At 60.2% G+C, this 16541-nt stretch carries 10 protein-coding genes; 3 read left to right on the forward strand and 7 right to left on the reverse strand.

Annotated elements, in window-relative coordinates:
- The 5 genes from nirB to AC1DRJ_RS08845 form a co-directional block, all read right to left on the reverse strand.
- Positions 1-2352 (reverse strand): nitrite reductase large subunit NirB (nirB, locus tag AC1DRJ_RS08825; RefSeq protein ID WP_477801793.1); only part of this gene is annotated, 2352 nt, incomplete at its 3' end.
- Between the two features lie 431 nt (positions 2353-2783).
- A complete protein-coding gene (locus tag AC1DRJ_RS08830; protein ID WP_477801794.1) occupies positions 2784-4454 on the reverse strand; it encodes a bifunctional protein-serine/threonine kinase/phosphatase in 1671 nt (556 codons plus the stop codon).
- Positions 4455-4461: 7 nt separating this feature from the next.
- Positions 4462-5673 (reverse strand): nitrate/nitrite transporter, encoded by a 1212-nt coding sequence (locus AC1DRJ_RS08835; RefSeq protein ID WP_477801795.1) that lies wholly within the window; start codon positions 5671-5673, stop codon positions 4462-4464.
- A gap of 343 nt (positions 5674-6016) precedes the next feature.
- Positions 6017-6592: an ANTAR domain-containing response regulator gene (locus tag AC1DRJ_RS08840; RefSeq protein ID WP_150778693.1), complete on the reverse strand. Its 576-nt coding sequence runs from the start codon at positions 6590-6592 to the stop codon at positions 6017-6019.
- Between the two features lie 15 nt (positions 6593-6607).
- Complete coding sequence (locus AC1DRJ_RS08845) at positions 6608-7819, reverse strand: CmpA/NrtA family ABC transporter substrate-binding protein (protein ID WP_477801796.1); 1212 nt, start codon at positions 7817-7819, stop codon at positions 6608-6610.
- A gap of 229 nt (positions 7820-8048) precedes the next feature.
- Between AC1DRJ_RS08845 and AC1DRJ_RS08850 the strand changes: the two genes are divergently transcribed.
- Positions 8049-9068, forward strand: coding sequence for a quinone-dependent dihydroorotate dehydrogenase (locus AC1DRJ_RS08850; RefSeq protein ID WP_477801797.1), 1020 nt, complete (start codon positions 8049-8051; stop codon positions 9066-9068).
- Positions 9069-9363: 295 nt separating this feature from the next.
- Here the strand turns inward: AC1DRJ_RS08850 and rmf are convergent, their stop codons facing one another.
- Positions 9364-9579, reverse strand: a complete 216-nt coding sequence (rmf, locus tag AC1DRJ_RS08855) for a ribosome modulation factor (protein WP_150745412.1) — start codon at positions 9577-9579, stop codon at positions 9364-9366.
- A 527-nt stretch (positions 9580-10106) separates the two neighbouring features.
- Here rmf and rlmKL point away from each other — a divergent pair.
- Together rlmKL and AC1DRJ_RS08865 are read left to right on the forward strand one after the other, a co-directional pair.
- Positions 10107-12377, forward strand: coding sequence for a bifunctional 23S rRNA (guanine(2069)-N(7))-methyltransferase RlmK/23S rRNA (guanine(2445)-N(2))-methyltransferase RlmL (gene rlmKL / locus AC1DRJ_RS08860; RefSeq protein ID WP_477801798.1), 2271 nt, complete (start codon positions 10107-10109; stop codon positions 12375-12377).
- Positions 12378-12519: 142 nt separating this feature from the next.
- The gene (locus tag AC1DRJ_RS08865; RefSeq protein ID WP_477801799.1) at positions 12520-14916 is read left to right on the forward strand and encodes a sensor domain-containing diguanylate cyclase; all 2397 of its coding nucleotides are present in this window, start codon (positions 12520-12522) and stop codon (positions 14914-14916) included.
- Positions 14917-15060: 144 nt separating this feature from the next.
- On the opposite strand, the gene dacB is transcribed toward AC1DRJ_RS08865, so the two are convergent.
- Positions 15061-16521 (reverse strand): D-alanyl-D-alanine carboxypeptidase/D-alanyl-D-alanine endopeptidase, encoded by a 1461-nt coding sequence (gene dacB / locus AC1DRJ_RS08870; protein ID WP_477801800.1) that lies wholly within the window; start codon positions 16519-16521, stop codon positions 15061-15063.
- Positions 16522-16541: the final 20 nt, after the last annotated feature.

Here is a 16541-nt window from a genome sequence, read left to right on the forward strand (position 1 = left end):
GGAGAATTGCAGGCGATCATTCAGCGCCTTGCGTCGTTCCGGGTCTTCCAGCACGGCTTTCTTGATGTGGTCCATGCCGACCCGCTGCAGGTAATGCACGGTGCGCTCGAGGTAGAAAGCTTCTTCTCGATAGAGCTGCAGGAACGCGCCGTTGTATTCGCGCACTTCTTCAGCGGTTTTCAATTTGACGAAGAACTCGGCGACTTCGGTTTTGATCCCGCCGTTGCCACCGATGTACATCTCCCAGCCGGAATCGACACCGATGATGCCTACGTCTTTGATGCCGGCTTCCGAACAGTTGCGTGGGCAACCGGAGACCGCCAGTTTCACTTTGTGCGGCGACCACATGTTGAACAGGTCATGCTCCAGCTCAATGCCCAACTGGGTGGAGTTTTGCGTGCCGAAACGGCAGAACTCGCTGCCGACGCAGGTCTTCACGGTACGGATGGATTTGCCGTAGGCGTGGCCGGACGGCATGTCGAGGTCTTTCCAGACACCCGGCAGATCCTGCTTCTTGATCCCCAACAAGTCGATCCGCTGACCGCCGGTGACCTTGACCATCGGCACGTTGTACTTGTCGGCGACGTCGGCGATGCGCCGCAACTCCGAAGGGTTGGTCACGCCACCCCACATCCGCGGGACCACCGAGTAGGTGCCGTCTTTCTGAATGTTGGCGTGGGCGCGTTCGTTGATCAGGCGCGACTGCGGGTCATCCTTGGCTTCGCCCGGCCAGGTGGAAATCAGGTAGTAGTTGAGTGCCGGGCGGCAGGTAGCGCAGCCGTTCGGGGTGCGCCAGTTCAAGTAGCTGATCGTCCCGGCGATCGTCAGCAAATGCTGATCGCGGATGGCTTGGCGGATTTGCCCGTGGTTGAGGTCGCTGCAACCGCAGATGGCTTTTTCGCTTTTCGGTTTGACGTCTGCCGCGCCGCCGACGGTGTTGATCAGGATCTGCTCGACCAGGCCGGCGCAGGAACCGCAAGAGCTGGCAGCCTTGGTGTGTTTCTTGACCTCGTCGACACTGAACAGCCCGTGCTCCTGAATCGCCTTGACGATGGTGCCTTTGCATACGCCGTTGCAGCCGCACACTTCGGCGGTGTCGGCCATGCTCATGGCTTTGTCCTGGCCTTGATGTCCTACATCGCCGATTGCGTTTTCGCCGAACATCAGGTGATCGCGGATCTCGCCGATGGCGTGATTTTCACGAATCTGCCGGAAATACCAACCGCCATCTGCCGTATCACCGTACAGRCAGGCGCCAACCAGCACGTCATCCTTGATCACCAGTTTTTTGTAGACCCCGCCGATCGGGTCGGAGAGGGTGATGGTTTCCGTGCCTTCACCGCCCATGAAGTCGCCGGCGGAGAACAGGTCAATGCCGGTGACTTTCAATTTGGTCGACGTCACCGAGCCTTGATAACGGGCGAAGCCCAATTGAGCGAGGTGATTGGCGCAGACCTTGGCTTGCTCGAACAACGGCGCAACCAGGCCGTAGGCGATGCCGCGATGGCTGGCGCATTCACCGATGGCGTAGACCCGTGGGTCGTAGGTTTGCATTGTGTCGTTGACCAGAATCCCGCGATTGCAGGGGATGCCGGATTTTTCCGCGAGTTCGGTGTTGGGACGAATGCCGGCGGCCATCACCACCAAGTCGGCGGGAATGATGTCGCCGTTCTTGAATTCAACCGAGCCGACCCGGCCATTACCGGAGTCGTGCAGCGCCTTGGTTTGCTCGCACAGGCGAAAGTGCAGGCCGCGTGCTTCAAGGGCGGTTTGCAGCAATTGGCCGCTAGTCTTATCGAGTTGCCGCTCCAGCAGCCATTCGCCGATGTGCACCACGGTCACGTGCATGCCGCGCAGCATCAGGCCGTTGGCGGCTTCCAGACCGAGCAGGCCACCGCCGATGACGACGGCATGCTTGTGGGTCTTGGCGGTGTCGATCATGACCTGGGTGTCGGCGATGTCGCGGTAGCCAATCACACCCTGCAAGGTGTTGCCGGGGATTGGCAGAATGAAAGGGGTAGAGCCGGTGGCGATCAGGAGGCGATCATATTCGGCCTCGGTGCCGTCTTCGGCGATGACCCGGCGCTTAACCCGATCAATCTCTACTACTTTGCGGTTGAGTAGCAGCTTGACGTTGTTGTCCAGGTACCAGTCGAGGTCGTTGAGCACGATCTCTTCGAACGTCTGCTCACCGGCCAGAACCGGCGACAGCAGGATACGGTTGTAGTTGGTATGGGGTTCGGCGCCGAAGACCGTGATGTCGTACAGCTCTTCGCTCAGCTTGAGCAGTTCTTCCAGGGTGCGAACCCCGGCCATGCCGTTGCCGATCATCACTAGTTTTAGTTTTTTCATCAGGTTCTCCGGGGAGCTGCGACCCGCCTCATCAGGGCTTCAGGTCTGGCTCGACAAATTTTGCGCAAACAAAAAAAGGCGTCCCGCTAGTTGCCTAGCGAGGACGCCTTTGTCCTGGTCCCGTTCTCTCGGGAAGCGCAACCTTCGTCGTTGAAGGCCGGGCTTTATGTATGTTGAAAAGGGTAATGCAGTGGTTGTGCCAAGTGCTTCAGGGCGCCGGATTTATTGGGTGGGACAGGGTTTTTAAAGATCGATGTCGAAGGTTTGTGCACCGCATCGAAGCGTGTTGCCCGGTAATGGAGCGCTTTGCCGATGGATTTGGAGCGGACTGTCAGTCTGCCATCGCGAGCAGGCTCGCTCCCACAAGGGATTCGTGAACACCGCAAATCCAATGTGGGAGTGAGCCTGCTCGCGATGGGCGCGGCGCGGATTCAGCCATGAAATACCAAAACCAGCAGCACCAGATTCAGCAGCAACGACACCAACGCCATTGTCCGCCAGACCTTCAGCGGTTCCCGTTCCAGCAACGGTCTGGGACGCACGCTCAAACTGCGGCGCTCGCCTTGTTCCAGAAGCAGCAGCCATTCCTCCGCCGTTTCAAAGCGCTGAACTGGATCCGCCGCGACGGCGCGGTCCAGACATTGCGCGATCCACTCCGGCAAATCCGGCCGATAACGATTGGCACTGACCGGTACACCAAACCGGGGGCGCTGGAACGCTTCAATTTCACCGTAGGGATAATGCCCGGTCAGCAGGAAGTACAGCGTCACACCAGTCGCGTACAGATCCTGTTGCGGGGTCGGTGCGTCTCCGCGAAAGGCTTCCGGCGCGATGTAACTCGGCGTTCCAGGCAGGGCAGAAGGTTGGTCCTCTGACAGGCCGGCGCAATACGCGAGGCCAAAATCCAGCAGGCGCAGCTCCCCGTCGTCACCCAGCAGCAGGTTTTCCGGTTTGATATCGCGGTGCAATATCTGGCGTCGATGCAGCATGCCGACCGCCCGTAGCAGGCGTTCGGCCAGATCAAGCCATTGCACGAGCGGCATGGCTCCTACCGCCGTATGCAGTTCTGCCAGCGTAGATCCGGAGTATTCTCGCATCACGTAGTACAAATGCTGACGCTGACTGGCGGCATGCACCTCAGGGAAGTGCCGGCCGGCCACGCGTTTGAGAAACCACTCTTCCGACAGCAACGCTTGCCCGGCCAGGTGATCGTCGCGTAGCGCAGCAGGCAGGGTTTTCAACAGCCAGGGTTGTTGTTGCCCGTCGCGAACTCGATACAACAGCGATTGCTGGCTGTGGCCGAGCACTCCTTCGATTTGCCAGCCTTCGAAGGATTGACCGGGTTTCAGCGTGGGTGGCAATGGCCATTGCTGTAGATGCATCAGCGCATCGCCAATGCTTGTTTCACCCAGGGCATCGACCCGCACCAGCAGGGCGCTGGCATTGTCTTGGCTGCCGGCCAGATGCGCGGCATTCACCAAGGTTTGTGCCGCGCTGTCCAGATCGGGCTGATCGCGCAGAATCGCGGCAATGGCGGTATCGCCCAACACTGCCCAAACGCCGTCGCTGAGCAGCACGAAACTCTCATTCAGGCGCAATTCGCCGTCGAGAAAATCCAGCACCAGATGTTGATCCAGCCCCAGCGCACGCTTGAGCACATGCTGCATGCCCGGTTGGTCCCAGACATGATCCTCACTGACGCGCTGCAACTGATCCGCGTGCCAGCGATACACCCGGCAATCTCCYACATGGGCCAGGGTGAAACGCCTGCCGCGCATGACCAGCGCACTGACGGTGGTCAGCAGCGGTTGCCCTCCGCCGTTGGCCTGCAACCAACGATTTTGCGCCAGCAGCAAGCGGTCCAGCGCTTGAGCGACCCCCCAGGTTTGCGGGGTGGCGTAATAATCCAGTGCCAGGGCCTGCAAGGTAGAACGGGCGGCGAGGCCGCCGTCGGCGCATTGGCTGACACCGTCGGCAATCGCGAACAGGTAACCCTTGCTCGCCGCCAGCGCCGGGGCCGGCGTCACCAGGCGCAGGGCGTCCTGGTTCTCCTCCCGCGGGCCGATGGCGCTGGCTTCGGCAAAGCTCAGTTGCAGGCTCATCGAGGGCTTAGACCCGCGCCGCCGTCACTGCAGCCGAGCCCCAGGTGGTTCTCCAGCGACGTTTCACCCCGTGCAGACCGAACCAGGCCAGAACGCCGAGGCTGGCGAACAACCACAAGGCCAATTGATAGCTGCCGGTGCTTTGCTTGATCGCGCCCATGCCAGCCGCCAGCGCAAAGCCACCGATGCCGCCGGCCATGCCGATCAAACCGGTCATTACACCGATCTCTCGACGAAAACGCTGTGGCACCAATTGGAAAACCGCGCCGTTACCTGCGCCCAAACCGAGCATGGTGCAGACGAAAAGCGCCAGCGCCGCGTAGGAACTCGGCAGATTGAAACCCACCACCGCAATGCAGAGCGCCGCGACCGTGTACATCCCCAGCAACGTGCGAATACCGCCGAAACGATCTGCCAGCGCACCGCCCAGTGGACGCATCAGGCTACCGCCGAACACGCAGGCCGCGGTGTAGTAACCGGCTGTGACCGGGCTCAGGCCGTATTGGTCGTTGAAGTAGCCGGGCAGGGCACTGGCCAGGCCGATGAAGCCGCCGAACGTCACGCTGTAGAAAAACATGAACCACCAGCTGTCACGGTCGCCCAAGGCCTTGAAGTAGTCGGCCATGGATTTGGCTTTCGGCCGCTCAGGTGCGTTTTTCGCCAGCCAGGCGAAGACGATGATGGTCAGAATCAAAGGGATCAGGGCGAAGCCGAACACGTTGCTCCAGCCGTAAGCAGCCGCTAATACCGGCGCGATCAGCGCGGCCAGAACGGTGCCGGAGTTGCCGGCGCCGGCAATGCCCATGGCTTTGCCCTGATGTTGCGGCGGATACCATTGCGAGGCCAGCGGCAGGGCGACGGCGAAGGACGCGCCGGCCATGCCGAGGAACAGGCCCAGCACCAGCGCTTGTTCGTAGCTGTGAATCCCGAGTTGCCAGGCGCCGAACAGGGCGCAGATGACGATCACCTGGCCGATCAGGCCGGCGGTTTTGGGCGACAGACGATCCGCCAGCATGCCCATGACAAAGCGCAGTACGGCCCCGGCCAGAATCGGCGTCGCCACTACGAGCCCGCGCTGTTGGGTGGTCAGGTGCAGGTCGGCGGCGATCTGCACCGCCAACGGGCCGAGTACGTACCAGACCATGAAACTCAGGTCGAAATAGAGGAAGGCCGCAAACAGTGTCGGCGTATGGCCGGATTTCCAGAAGCTTGAATTCATCGCGCACCTCAGCTGTGAAGAGTCTCGAGAAGGAGTCATGAGCTAGCAGGTGGGGCGCCTAAGGGCCGCACCACCGGCCCCGGGCTGTGGGGCCAAAACGAAAAAACGCCGCTACCTGATTCGCCAAGGGCAAATGAGGTGAGCGACGTCTTTGTCGTAGGTGGGGCAACCGCCGTTGGTTACCTGTGGTGATTACTTAGCCAGATCTGTGCCAACACTGAGCTTTTGTGGCGAGGGGGCTTGCCCCCGTCCGGCGGCGAAGCCGTCGCAAGATCTATGACTGAGAGAATGTATGGGGGCGGCTTCGCCACCCAACGGGGGCGAGCCCCCTCACCACAGTCCTTCAGCCCAACAATTCACTCATGGCAATGATCTGCTCCGCCACCTGGATCAGCTTCTGCTGCCGGCTCATTGCCTGGCGGCGCATCAGGGTGTAAGCCTCTTCCTCATTGCAATTCTTCATCTTCATCAACAGCCCCTTGGCCAGCTCGATGCGCTTGCGTTCGGCCAGTTGCTGGTCGCGGGCATGCAGCTGGGCGCGTAACGCCTGGTCACTTTCAAAGCGTGCCATGGCCACGTCGAGAATCGGCTGCAAGCGTTGCGCGTGAATGCCCTCGACGATGTAGGCACTGACCCCGGACTGGATCGCCTGGCGCATCACGCCAGGGTCGTGTTCATCGGTAAACATGACGATCGGCCGTGGCTGGTCGCGGGTCACCAGCACCACTTGTTCCATCACATCACGGCTCGGTGACTCGGTATCGATCAGAATCACGTCCGGACGCACCGTTTCGACGCGTTCGGGCAGGTCGATGGTCAGACCCGATTCGTCGATCACCTCGAACCCGGCTTCAGTCAGCGCGGCTTTGAGGCGGCCGACTTTCTTCGCGGTATCGTTGATCAGCAGGATACGCAGCATGTTTGCAGTCTCCTGTCAGCGGTGGGCGAATCGTTGCGAGCTGTCGCTCAGGGCGTGCAGCTTGAAGCTACGGGCATAACCGGACGGGTCGGAACCATCCCAGATTTTGCCGTCGATCAACTGGCTGCTGCGCAAGTCCTGACCACTGGCGGCGACACCGACGGCGCTGGCGGCCTCACGGTACAGCTCCAGTTGCTGGACGTCGCGGGCCACGCCGAGGTAATCCGGATCGTCGCGCAACAAACCCCAGCGGCGGAACTGGGTCATGAACCACATACCGTCGGACAGGTACGGCACATTGACCTCGCCGCCTGCATGGAAGCGCAACGCGTGCGGGTCCTGCCAGCGATTGCCCAGACCGTCAGCGTAATCGCCCAGCAGGCGCGGTTCAATGCAGTCGAGGGGGGCGTCGAGGTAGTCGGGCGCGCTCAACAGCTGCGCGGTGCTGCGGCGGTTTTCCGTATTTTGCTCGATGAACCGGCTGGCTTCCAGGATCGCCATCACCAACGCCCGCGCGGTGTTGGGGTATTGCTCGACAAAAGCGCGGGTGCAGCCGAGGACTTTTTCCGGGTGATCGGGCCAAATGGTCTGAGAGGTCGCCAGGGTAAAGCCGAGATTCTGTTGCACTGCACTGGCGGACCAGGGTTCACCGACGCAGAAACCATCGATACGCCCCGCTTGCAGGTGCGCGACCATTTGCGGCGGCGGCACCACCACGCTGTCGACATCCTGCAACGGATGAATGCCCTGGCTCGCCAGCCAGTAATACAGCCACATGGCGTGGGTGCCGGTTGGAAAGGTCTGGGCGAAGGTGAGTTTTGGGCGAGTTTGGTGCACGTGGCGATCGAGTGCTTCAGGACTGGTCACGCCCAACGCTTGCAAGCCGTGGGAGAGATTGATGCTCTGGCCGTTCTGGTTCAGGCCCATCAGCACGGCCATGTCAGTGGAGGCTACGCCGCCGATGCCCAAGTGGACCGCGTAAATCAGGCCGTACAGGCTGTGGGCGGCGTCGAGTTCGCCGCTGACCAGTTTGTCCCGCAGGCTGGCCCAGGACGACTGGCGCTTGAGGTTCAAGGTCAGGCCGTAGGGCTGGGCGAATCCCTGAGTCGCGGCGACCACGACCGAGGCGCAGTCGCTCAGGGCCATGAAACCGAGATTGATGTCGGTTTTTTCCGGGGCATCGCTGCCATTGACCCAGGCCAGAGGGTTGGCTGGAACTTCAATCATCAATTCTCACCTTTCATAAAAAAACGCCGCAACGGGCTGCTTGCCAGAGCAAGGCCCAGTGACGACGCCTTTGTCTTGCGACTCATTCCGCCATTGGCATGAGTGCTGATACCGGTGACGGTGCAAGGCATATGCCATCGCTCGCCGATTTTATCGCGCGCCTCGCCTGCAACCCCGATGCCCGGCTATAATTGCCGCCACTTTTCGTAGCCCAGAGTCAAACCCGCCCATGTACACCCTGGCCCGTCAGATGTTGTTCAAACTTTCCCCGGAAACCTCCCACGATCTGTCCCTGGACCTGATCGGCGCGGGCGGGCGTTTGGGCCTCAACGGCTTGCTGTGCAAGGCCCCGGCGAAAATGCCGGTGTCGGTCATGGGCCTGGATTTCCCGAACCCGGTGGGTCTGGCGGCCGGTCTGGACAAGAACGGCGCAGCCATCGACGGTTTCGCTCAGCTGGGTTTTGGTTTTGTCGAAATCGGCACCATCACCCCACGTCCGCAACCCGGCAATCCAAAACCACGGATTTTCCGCCTGCCGGAAGCCGAGGCGATCATCAACCGAATGGGCTTCAACAACCTCGGCGTCGATTACCTGCTGGCCCGTGTAGCGGCAGCCAAGTTCAAAGGCGTGCTGGGCATCAACATCGGCAAGAACTTCGACACCCCGGTTGAGCGCGCGGTCGATGATTACCTGATCTGCCTGGACAAGGTCTACGCCCACGCCAGCTACGTGACGGTCAATGTCAGCTCACCGAACACCCCGGGCCTGCGCAGCCTGCAGTTCGGCGACTCGCTCAAGCAGTTGCTCGCTGACCTCTCCACGCGCCGCGCAGAACTGGCGTTGCGCCACGGCAAACATGTCCCGCTGGCAATCAAGATCGCGCCGGACATGACCGACGAAGAAACCGCACAAGTCGCACAAGCGCTGATGGAAACCGGGATGGACGCGGTGATCGCCACCAACACCACCCTGAGCCGTGTCGGTGTCGAAGGCATGGAATATGGTGACGAGGCGGGCGGTCTGTCCGGCGCACCGGTTCGTGACAAGAGCACTAACACCGTGAAAGTGCTGGCGGCGGAACTGGCAGGTCGCTTGCCGATTATTGCCGTGGGCGGCATCACCGAAGGCAAACACGCGGCCGAAAAAATCGCCGCGGGTGCAAGCCTGGTGCAGCTCTATTCCGGCTTCATCTATAAAGGCCCGGCGTTGATTCGTGAGTCGGTAGACGCCATCGCCGCCTTGCGCTGATTGTGTAGCAGCGGTCGAGCCTGCGAGGCTGCGTCCGGCTGCGAAGCAGTCGTAAAATCAGCCCCCGCGGTCCCGCAGAGACACCGTGCAATCAGGGTTTACGACTGCTGCGCAGCCGGACGCAGCCTCGCGGGCTCGGCAGCTGCTACAAGGGAATTGTGTGGCGAAAAAGGGGTATAAAAAAGGGCTCCTCGAGGGAGCCCCTGGGCCGAAGCCCGCCGTCCGGATGGGACGTGCGTGGTTAATTCAATCAGTCATCAGATTGTCGTGTCGGAGTGTTAGGCCCTGTAATTAATCAGCCGACGGCGTGAAGTTCGTTGAGTTTGTGGATTCCCGCAGTGCCGGTCATACCGTCCCAGTTGTCGCCGCGTCCTTCTCGCCAGCCGTTAATCCAGGCTTGGCGTACTGACGGTAGAGTAAATGGGCAAAGCTCACGGGATTTGCCACCAACGCCATATTGATATCCGCGCAAAAATGCTCTTTCCAACGGATCACGCTTAAGTCTTCTCATAGGGTGTTGCCCTCACTTGTTGACTGTATTCATCGCGTAGACCTCAATCGAGGTCTGGCAGAAAAAACTCTGCCGTTGGGGCCCGCTGCCGGCGTCGCGAGCCAAGGTGTCGACGTCRTTGCGGCGTCAACCTGAGTTGAGTTCTAACCAATGCGTCACATCGAGGGAATGATCGTTTTGTCATAAGGACGTAACGATAAAGATGCTATGGCGATAAGTAACACCATGTTTGGCCCTTTTTTATCGGAAAAGCCCTGTATGATCGGCGCCCCGCAGGATGACGGGGTTAATCCTTAGTGAGAATGACTTCTGTTGCGAAGGAGCATTATTCGACGAAGGGTCGACTTATGACATTTTGTTGCATCAACTTTTTTATCTGCCTGTGCATCTAAGCTCTTCTAACCTGAGCAGCACAGGTGGGACGGCACACCTTCGTGCCACGCGGGCGTTCTTTTAGAAAAACGCCTGATTGAAAACCGGACCGGCAATGCGTTGTCGGTTCACTAGCTAAAGGCTTTGAAAATCCAATGTCCGATCAATTTGAAATCTTCCTCACTTGCCCCAAAGGCCTTGAAGGCCTGCTGATCGAGGAAGCCGTCGGGCWTGGCCTTGAAGAAGCACGCGAGCACACCTCTGCCGTGCGCGGCATGGCGACCATGGAAACCGCTTATCGCCTGTGCCTGTGGTCGCGTCTGGCGAACCGGGTGTTGCTGGTGCTCAAGCGTTTCCCGATGAAGGACGCCGAAGACCTGTACCACGGCGTGCTGGACATCGAGTGGCAAGATCACATGCTCAACGCCGGCACCCTGGCCGTCGAGTTCAGCGGCCACGGTTCGGGCATCGATAACACCCACTTCGGCGCCTTGAAAGTCAAGGACGCCATCGTCGACAAACTGCGCACCCCGCAAGGTGACCGTCCTTCGATCGACAAACTCAACCCGGACCTGCGCATTCACCTGCGCCTGGACCGTGGCGAAGCGATTCTTTCCCTCGACCTGTCCGGCCACAGCCTGCACCAGCGCGGTTATCGCTTGCAGCAAGGTGCGGCACCGCTGAAGGAAAACCTCGCGGCCGCGATCCTGATCCGTTCCGGCTGGCCACGCATTGCGGCCGAAGGCGGCGCGCTGGCTGACCCGATGTGCGGTGTGGGCACGTTCCTCGTCGAAGCGGCAATGATCGCCGCCGACATGGCGCCGAACCTGCGTCGCGATCAGTGGGGCTTTACCCATTGGCTGGGCCACGTCCCGGCGCTGTGGAAGAAACTTCACGAAGAAGCCACTGAGCGTTGCGCGGCCGGGCTGGCCAAGCCACCGCTGTGGATTCGCGGTTACGAAGCCGACCCACGCCTGATTCAACCGGGCCGCAACAACGTTGAACGTGCCGGCCTGAGCGAGTGGATCAAGATCTACCAGGGCGAAGTCGGTACGTTCGAGCCGCGTCCGGACCAGAACCAGAAAGGCCTGGTGATCTGCAACCCTCCCTACGGCGAACGTCTGGGTGACGAGGCGAGCTTGCTCTACCTCTATCAGAATCTCGGCGAGCGTCTGCGTCAGGCCTGCCTGAACTGGGAGGCCGCGGTGTTCACCGGCGCGCCGGACTTGGGCAAGCGCATGGGCATTCGTAGCCACAAGCAGTATTCGTTCTGGAACGGCGCGCTGCCGTGCAAGCTGCTGCTGATCAAGGTCACGCCAGATCAGTTCGTCACCGGCGAGCGCCGTACCCCGGAACAGCGCCAGGTCGAGCGCGAGCAGGCTGAAGTCGAAGTCACCGGCAACGATGTGGTGCCGGGCAAGTACGAGAAGTACAACAAGAACGGCAACCCGATCAAACCGGCACCGGTGGTGATCGAGCAACCGCGCTTGAGCGAAGGCGGGCAGATGTTTGCCAATCGCCTGCAAAAAAACCTCAAGGCTCTGGGCAAGTGGGTCAAGCGCGAAGGCATCGATTGCTATCGAGTCTACGATGCCGACATGCCGGAATACTCCATGGCCATCGACCTGTATCAGGATTGGGTCCACGTCCAGGAGTACGCCGCGCCGAAATCCATCGATCCGGAAAAAGCTTCGGCACGCATGTTTGATGCCTTGGCGGCCATTCCGCAGGCCCTGAACATCGACAAGAGCCGCGTGGTGGTCAAGCGTCGCGAGCGTCAGAGCGGCACCAAGCAGTACGAGCGTCAGGCCGCGCAGGGCAAGTTCGTCGAGGTCAACGAAGGTGGCGTGAAGCTGCTGGTCAACCTCACCGACTACCTCGACACCGGGTTGTTCCTCGACCACCGTCCAATGCGCATGCGCATTCAGAAAGAAGCGGCAGGCAAGCGCTTCCTCAATCTGTATTGCTACACCGCGACGGCCAGTGTTCATGCGGCCAAGGGCGGCGCACGCACCACTACCAGCGTCGACCTGTCGAAAACCTACCTGGACTGGGCGCGACGGAACCTGTCGTTGAACGGTTTCTCTGACAAGAACCGTCTGGAGCAGGGCGACGTGATGGCCTGGCTCGACGCCTGCCGTGACGAATACGACCTGATCTTCATCGACCCACCGACGTTCTCAAACTCCAAGCGCATGGAAGGGATCTTCGACGTGCAACGCGATCAGGTGCAGTTGATCGACCTGGCCATGGCGCGCCTTGCACCCGGTGGTGTGTTGTATTTCTCCAACAACTTCCGCAAGTTCGTCCTTGAGGAAAACCTCACCGAGCGTTACGCCGTTGAAGAAATCACCGCCCAGACCATCGATCCGGATTTCGCCCGTAACGGCAAAATCCACCGTGCCTGGAAAATCACGGCACGTTGACACCTGGCGGGTTGAATCCTCAGAGTCTTGATTTTTCAAGGCTCTTTGGATTCCTGCGACGCTGGTCAAATTAATGGCTAATAGCTATAACTCTTCTCACGGCCAAAGGGCTTTCCCGCACCTGGCGTTTTGAGTTGCGTCTATGTCGTTGAACGCCGTGCGCCCCAGGATCCTGGGTATTATCAGCGAAGATGCGTCGGCCTGGCTGGTCGCGCTGCTGGTATTGCTGATGGGTTGCGTTCTTACGGGGTTACTGGCCTGGTCGACGCTCAATGTGTTCCACCATCAACTCAAGCAACGCTTCCAACTGCTGGCCAGTGAGCGTTATAGCCGCATTGAAGAACGTTTCGTCGATCAGGAGCAGCGCCTCGACGGCCTGCGCCGGTTCTTCGCCAATTCCAGCTCGGTCTCCCGTGAGGAGTTCGACGGTTACACCCAAGCCCTGTTGCACCGGAATCAAGCCTATGAATTCGCGGCGCGAGTGACGCGTGCCGAGCGCGCGGAATTCGAGCGCAAGGCGCGGGACGAGGGCTTTAGCGAATTCACCATCCGTGAGCTCGTCAGCACAGGTCAACTGCAATTGGCCCCTGAACGCGATGAATATGTGGTGGTGCTTTACAGCCAGACGCAAAGTCGACCGGGATCGCTGCTGGGTTACGATTTGCTGGCCGAGTCGATGCGTCGATCAACCCTGGAACGGGCGGACAGACTGGGCACTATGGCGGTGTCGCAGCCAATGCATCTGGTCAGTGTCGAGCCGGCTTATGAGCGTGGCGTGCTGTTGGTGGCCCCGGTGATGCTGCGCAACATGCCAAGCGCCGAGGGGGCAAAACCCTACGGTTATGTCATGGCAGTGATCAGCATGCGCCAGTTGCTGGTGGATGGATTGCCGGATTCCATGCACGACTATCTCTCGGTGCGCATTCTCGACTTGTCGGACGAACAGCACGAAGTGCTCTATGAATCCTTCAACAAGCCGGCGGCCAGTCATTTGTCCGCGAGCCGGCTGTTGCGACTGGCCGATCACGACTATCAAGTCGATATCACGCCGAGCGAAGCCTTTATAAAGGCCAACCATTCCTCGGTGAAGACTCTGATGGTGCTGGGCGGGTTGCTCAGTCTGCTGCTCAGTGTGTTGTTGTACGTGTTGGTCAGCCAGCGTCAGCGTGCGCTGAAAATGGTGGAGCAGCGGACCGAGGAATTACGTGCCCGCGAGCAGGAGTTACGTGGCACTCACGGCCAGTTGCGTGGCGTGCTGAATGCGGCGACTCAGGTTGCGATCATCGCCACCGACCTGCGCGGGATCATCAATACGTTCAATGCCGGTGCCGAGCAGATGTTGGGTTATACCAGCGCCGAGGTCGTGGGGCACCTGACCCTGGAAAACCTGCACCTGCATCGGGAGCTGGTGATGCGGGCGGCGGAGTTGAGTGCGCGGTACGGCAAACCGATTCCGACCAGTCAGGCGATGTTGGTCAAAGGAGGTGAAGAGGGTGGGCACGAGGCGCGGGAGTGGACGCTGGTGCGCCGCGATGGCAGCCATTTGTCGGTGAACATGCTCGCGACTCCGGTACTCGACGAGCAAGGCTTGTGGGTCGGTCACTTGGCAATCTGCATCGACATTACCGAAGGCAAGCGCGTCCATGAGGCGCTGGCGGCGCGGGACCTGTTGTTGAAAAAACTCAGCGCCCATGTGCCTGGTGGCATCTATCAATTCATGATGGAATTCGATGGTCGCTTCCGTGTGATCTATGTCAGCGACGGTATTCGAGAGATCTATGAACTTGAACCGGAGGTGCTAACGCTCGATGCCGAAGCGATCTTCACGCGTATTCACCCACAGGACTCGACCCGGGTCCGTGCCTCGATCATGGCGTCAGCGGAGACCCTCAGCCCGTGGCGCGAGGAATATCGCGTGCAATTGCCCATGCGCGGCCAGCGCTGGGTTCGCGGTGAGGCAACCCCTGAAGAGCTTCCCGGTGGYGGTGTGCTGTGGCATGGCTACATTTCCGACATCTCCGACCTGAAACGCGTGGAAGAAGAGTTGCGCGCGCTGTCGATTACCGACTCCTTGACCGGGATTTACAACCGACGTTATTTTCAGGAACGCCTGACCACCGAAATGATCAGGGTTCAACGAGGAGGGGGCGAGCTGTCGGTGATCATGCTCGACATCGACCACTTCAAACGCATCAACGACCAGCACGGCCACGCCGTGGGGGATCAGGTGTTGCAGGCCGTGTGCGAGCGTATCGGTCGTCGGCTGCGGCGCACGGATGTGTTCTGTCGCCTCGGCGGTGAAGAATTCATGGTGCTCTGCCCGGACACCGAGAGCAAGGAGGCTCAAGTGCTGGCATTGCAGTTGTGGCAAGGGCTGCGCAGCTCACCGATCGACGGCGTCGGATTCGTCACCGCGAGTTTCGGGATCGCCAGTTCGCGTGTCGGAGAGGGCGCGGATGCGCTGTTGCTGCGCGCGGACTCAGGGGTATATGCGGCGAAGCAGGCTGGGCGGGATAGGGTTGAGGCACCGATAAGCTAACACCCGATGCGCTCCCCCATGATCGTTCCCACGCTCTGCGTGGGAATGCCTCAACGGACGCTCTTGAATGAGACGCGGAGCGTCCCTGGCTGCATTCCCACGCTGAGCGTGGGAACGATCATCTTAGGTGTTCTTTGGATCAGGTTAGAGCACCGAAGCGGTTTCCGGCAGTTTCGGCTGGCGATACAGGTCCAGCAGCACTTGATCCAGTACCGAAGACGCGCCAAACGGTGCCTTGTCGTTAAGGATCGCCACCACTGCCCAAGTATTGCCATTGACGTCGCGGCTGAAGCCGGAGATGGCGCGTACGGTGTTCAGGGTGCCGGTCTTGACGTGGGCTTCGCCGCGCATGGCCGTAGTTTTCAGGCGTTTGCGCATGGTGCCGTCGGTGCCCGCAATCGGCATTGAGCTGATGAACTCTGCGGCATACGGGCTGTGCCAGGCTGCTTGCAGCATGGCCGCCATTTCACGGGCGCTGACGCGTTCGGCGCGGGACAGGCCGGAACCGTTCTCCATCACCAGGTGCGGTGCCGTGATGCCTTTCTTCGCCAGCCACTGACGCACCACACGCTGCGCAGCCTTGGCGTCGTCGCCGTCGGCATCGGTGCGAAATTTCTGCCCCAGGCTCAGGAACAACTGCTGAGCCATGGTGTTGTTACTGAATTTGTTGATGTCGCGGATGATTTCCGCCAGGTCCGGTGAATAAGCCCGGGCCAGCAATTTGGCCCCGCTTGGGGTAGGCGCCAGCACATCCTTGCCCTGAATGCTGCCGCCCAGTTCTTTCCAGATAGCGCGCACGGCGCCGGCGGTGTAGGTCGCGTGGTCAAGCAGCGATAGGTATGTCTGGGAACTGCAACCATCGCCCAACTGGCCACCGACCGTTACAGTCATGCTGCCATCGGCCTGGGTCACCGGGTTGTAACGCACGCCACCGGTGCATTGCTTGGAGTTGACGGCTTTGACCTGGTTTTCGATGCGGATGCTGGCAATTGGCGGTTCCACCGAAATCAGAACCCGACCATTGTCGTTGCGCGCCACRAARCGCAGGGCCTTGAGGTTGACCARCAGCGAGTCGGGCTTGACCAGGAACGGTTTGTTCTCGTCATTGCCGTCATCATTGAACTCGGGCAATTGCGGTTGGGTGAAGAAATTACGGTCCAGCACCAGGTCGCCGGTGATTTGCGTCACGCCGTTGGCGCGCAGGTCACGCATCAGCAGCCAGAGTTTTTCCATGTTCAGCTTCGGGTCGCCACCACCCTTGAGGTAGAGGTTGCMGTTGAGGATGCCACCGCTGAGGGTGCCGTCGGTGTAGAACTCGGTTTTCCACTGGTGGTTCGGGCCGAGCATTTCCAGCGCGGCATACGTGGTGACCAGCTTCATGGTCGAGGCCGGATTGACCGAAACGTCAGCGTTGAAAACGGTCGGGGTGCCAGGGCCGGTGAGCGGGATCATCACCAGCGACAAGGCGCTGTCCTGCAATTTGCTGGCCTTGAGGGCCTTTTCGACGTTCGGCGAAAGCGCAGTGTTGATCGGAGCAGCAGAAACGGAGAGGGCCAGCGGAAGAATGAAACTGGCAAGCAACAATGGACGCAAAGACTTGATCATGTGCAATAAAACCCTACGGG

This window comes from Pseudomonas sp. P5_B2 (assembly GCF_056400445.1).

What these genes read in the sequence shown, in the direction of transcription:
- AC1DRJ_RS08835 (WP_477801795.1), bottom strand. Translation starts at nt 5,673, where the DNA reads ATGAATTCAAGCTTCTGGAAATCCGGCCATACGCCGACACTGTTTGCG.
- AC1DRJ_RS08840 (WP_150778693.1), bottom strand. Translation starts at nt 6,592, where the DNA reads ATGCTGCGTATCCTGCTGATCAACGATACCGCGAAGAAAGTCGGCCGC.
- AC1DRJ_RS08845 (WP_477801796.1), bottom strand. Translation starts at nt 7,819, where the DNA reads ATGATTGAAGTTCCAGCCAACCCTCTGGCCTGGGTCAATGGCAGCGAT.
- AC1DRJ_RS08850 (WP_477801797.1), top strand. Translation starts at nt 8,049, where the DNA reads ATGTACACCCTGGCCCGTCAGATGTTGTTCAAACTTTCCCCGGAAACC.
- rmf (WP_150745412.1), bottom strand. Translation starts at nt 9,579, where the DNA reads ATGAGAAGACTTAAGCGTGATCCGTTGGAAAGAGCATTTTTGCGCGGA.